The sequence below is a fragment of the Nocardiopsis protaetiae genome (genome assembly GCF_045446735.1).
Lineage (GTDB): Bacteria > Actinomycetota > Actinomycetes > Streptosporangiales > Streptosporangiaceae > Nocardiopsis > Nocardiopsis protaetiae.
In genome coordinates, this window is record NZ_JBJJBV010000474.1 from 1 (window position 1) to 2,559 (window position 2,559).

The following is a 2,559-nucleotide window of genomic DNA, read 5'->3' on the forward strand; positions in this document are numbered from 1 at the left end:
TCCGGAGTCTGGAGGATTTGGAGCAGGTGATCAACGCGCATCTGCGTCTGGTGCGCAAGCGCACCGATCTGCTGCGGGGGTTCATCGAGTCGGTCGGCTTGGAACCCTCACCGTTTCCGTCAACCGCATAATCAAAGATCAGTAGTAACCCTCGCCCTCATTGCCCTCCCCGACCCCAGAGGGTGTCCGGAGGAAGAACCGCAACCCCCGCCCCAGGGGGTGACGGCCGCAGATACCCGCAACATCAACCCCAGACCAGAAGGGGAACCGCCACCTCGCCCCAGGGGGTGGAGGCGGCAGGTACCGGAACCTTCGCCGCGGGGGGTGGAGGCCGCGGTCACCCGCGGCCCTGGCCCCGGGGGTTTCGGGAGGCGGGACCGCCACCGGCACCACCGAAAGTGTGGACGCGGTCACCCTCTGTGGCCAGGGAGGGTAATGGGAGCCGGGGTTTCACTCTCTGGAGTGCAGGTCGTGGTTCTTCCTCCCGACACCCCCTGTGTCTGGGGAGGGCAATGAGGGCGGGGGTTACCCCGTCTGTGGTTGGGCTTTCAAGCGAGGTCTGTGCAACCGCGGGTTTGCAGTCGGAGCGTCTTTCCGTGGACCTGTGTGGTCGGGGGTGTGCGCTGTGCCCCGACCCGTCCCCGGAAAACACCCCCACCACCGGGGACGTGCATCGAACGCGTACGTCTTTTTGGTCTGCCGGGCGTCGTACCGTGGGGACGGCTCCGCGCCCAGCCCGGGTCTGTACGTTCCCAGGGGGTGACCCGTGGAGACCAACGCGACCGAGAGCGGTCTCCGCACACCGCCGTCCGCAGATGGCTGGCCACTTGGAAACCTGCTCTTGCTGTCTCACCCCCTGGGTCTGGGGCCCCGTACCGCTCTACCGAAACCCCCTGGGGCCGGGGCGGGAGGCCTCCTGCGGCCGTCACCCCCTGCGGCGGGGGAGGCACAACGCACTCCGGCTATGGCTAAGGGCTCCAAGAGGGGATAGGGCTATGGCTGAGGCCCCGGGCAGGCCGGAAACCCTCTGGGGTCGGGGCCAGAGGCCTCCTGCGGCCGTCACCCCCTGCGGCGGGGAGGCACAACGCACTCCGGCTATGGCTAAGGCCCCGGGCAGGTTACCGGGCTGGGGCTGAGGCCCCGGGCAGGTGGGAGACCCCCAGGGGTCGGGGCCAGAGGCCTCCTGCCGCCGTCACCCCCTGCGGCGGAGGTGGCCAGGGATGTGGCTAAGGGCTCCGGGAAGGGGATGGGCTGGGGCCTGAGGCCCCCGGCAGGTGGAAACCCTCTGGGGTCGGGACCGAAGGCCTCCCGCGGCCGTCACCCCCTGCGGCGGGGGAGAGCAGGGACGTGACCGGGCTGGGGCCAAGGCCCCGGGGAAAGTGGGCAACCCCCTGGGGTCGGGCCGGGAGGCCTCCCGCGGCCGTCACCCCCTGCGGCGGGGGAGGCCGGGTAGGTGACCGGGCTGGGGCTGAGGCCCCGGGCAGGCGGGAAACCCCCTGAGGCCGGGACGGCGCGACTCCCTCCGGCTGTGGTGAGGGCTCCAGGCCGGGGGACGGGATGTGACCAGGGCCCGGTCGGGTGGACGACCCCCTGGAGCCGGAGGAACCGTTTCCCGCACACCCGTCAGGCCCGCGGCCCCGAACAGACCACCCCCGCGCCCCACAGCGTTGACACCACACACGTACCCGCCCTCCGGCCCTGGCCAGGGCCCGGCCCCGGTCGGGTGGCGAGTCCGGGCACTACCATCGGCGGGCATGAGCGAGAAAACGATCGGGGCCGCCTACGACGCGGTGGTGCCGGAGTACGTGGCCCTGGTGGCGGCGGACCACAGGCCGTTGGACCGGGCGTTGTTCCCGGTGTTCGCGGAGCTGGTGCGCGACACCGGTCCGGTGCTGGACGCCGGGTGCGGGCCCGGGCACCTGACGGCGCTGTTGCGGGGGCTGGGGGTGGACGCGTTCGGGGTGGACCTGTCGCCGGGGATGGTCGCGCAGGCCCGGGCGGCGCACCCCGGGGTGCGGTTCGAGGTGGGGGAGCTGGCCGGCCCGGTGGCGGCCGACGGCACGCTGGGCGGGATCCTGGCGCACTACTCGGTGATCCACGACCCGCCCGGGCGGCTGCCCGAGACGCTGGCGGGGTTCCGCCGGATGCTGGCGGCGGGCGGGTACCTGCTGCTGGCGTTCCAGGCCCTCGATGACCCGGCCCGGCTCTCCGAGCCCTTCGACCACCGGGTGGCGCCCGCCCACCGCTACTCGCCGGACCGGGTGGCGGCGCTGGCGGAGGCGGCCGGGTTCGCGGAGGTGGCCCGGCTCGTGATCGCGGCAGAAGAGGACGAACGCCGCGGATTCCCCCAGGCCCACCTGCTCTTCCGCGCACAATTGTGACGGAGGATAACTGTTCGATATCAGGGGGTGAGAAGTGACCTGGCTCACTGATACCTTATGGAGTGAGGGAGCTACTCAACGTAGTCCCGTGGCGGTGTCCGCGCGCCAACCCGAACGGAGACATGAGGGGGGCCGCTCGGGCGGGCGCGGAGGGGGAGACACCGCGAGGGGCGGCGGG

Annotated in this window: 1 protein-coding gene; it reads left to right on the forward strand. The window is 72.1% G+C overall.

Going from position 1 to position 2,559, the window contains the following annotated elements; all coding sequences use genetic code 11:
- Window positions 1–1,754 precede the first annotated feature (1,754 nt).
- On the forward strand, window positions 1,755–2,381 hold the full coding sequence (locus ACJOT3_RS34000; RefSeq protein WP_406977238.1) for a class I SAM-dependent DNA methyltransferase: 627 nt from the start codon (window positions 1,755–1,757) through the stop codon (window positions 2,379–2,381).
- Window positions 2,382–2,559: the final 178 nt, after the last annotated feature.

Excerpts from the sequence above, each read along its gene's own strand:
- ACJOT3_RS34000 (WP_406977238.1), top strand. The coding sequence starts at position 1,755 with ATGAGCGAGAAAACGATCGGGGCCGCCTACGACGCGGTGGTGCCGGAG.